Origin of the sequence: uncultured Microbulbifer sp., from assembly GCF_947498635.1 — a bacterium.
In the GTDB taxonomy this organism is placed as follows: domain Bacteria; phylum Pseudomonadota; class Gammaproteobacteria; order Pseudomonadales; family Cellvibrionaceae; genus Microbulbifer; species Microbulbifer echini.
In genome coordinates, this window is the sequence record NZ_CANMKV010000128.1 from 1 (window position 1) to 508 (window position 508).

Annotated in this window: 1 protein-coding gene; it reads left to right on the plus strand. The window is 60.8% G+C overall.

Translation table 11 applies throughout. The features are described 5' to 3' along the window. On the plus strand, positions 1-508 hold a 508-nt coding region (locus tag Q1A69_RS20130; protein WP_299589717.1), incomplete at both ends, for a hypothetical protein.

A 508-nucleotide genomic window follows, 5' to 3' on the forward strand; every position in this document is an offset into this window, starting at 1 on the left:
GGATGTAAGGAAGAAGCACTCACAGCCACGGTGCGTACCGGAGACACCGTGATTGTCTCCCTGTCTGCCGACGACCTGAGGGAAAGTGGAGACACCAGCGGCAGTGCCATCCTGCGCGCCGAGCAACTGAGCGCTTCCCTCACTGATGCCGCTAATACGGAGCACAGCGTACGGGTACGCCAAGTGTTCCGGGTTTATGCCGATCCCACCAGTGAAGTGCAGCGGCTGGATAACGCAGGCCACTGGCTAGCGGCTATTGACTTGGTTGACCCGCTTTCAGCTTCCGCCCCCACACTGGCCAGTGGCAGCGCCGAGTTGACCTTATCCGCCCCGGGCTACTTCGATGCCGATAAGGTGGTGACTCTCGAAGTAGTCGCTGGCCTCGGTACGCCAAAAACCTTCGGCGACTTGAGCCTCGGTGCTGAATCCACTGAGCCGGCGCCCCAAGCACTGGCTACGGTTACCGGCAGTCTGGAAGGGCACCTGCTTGCCGCCGTACAGCATCAAT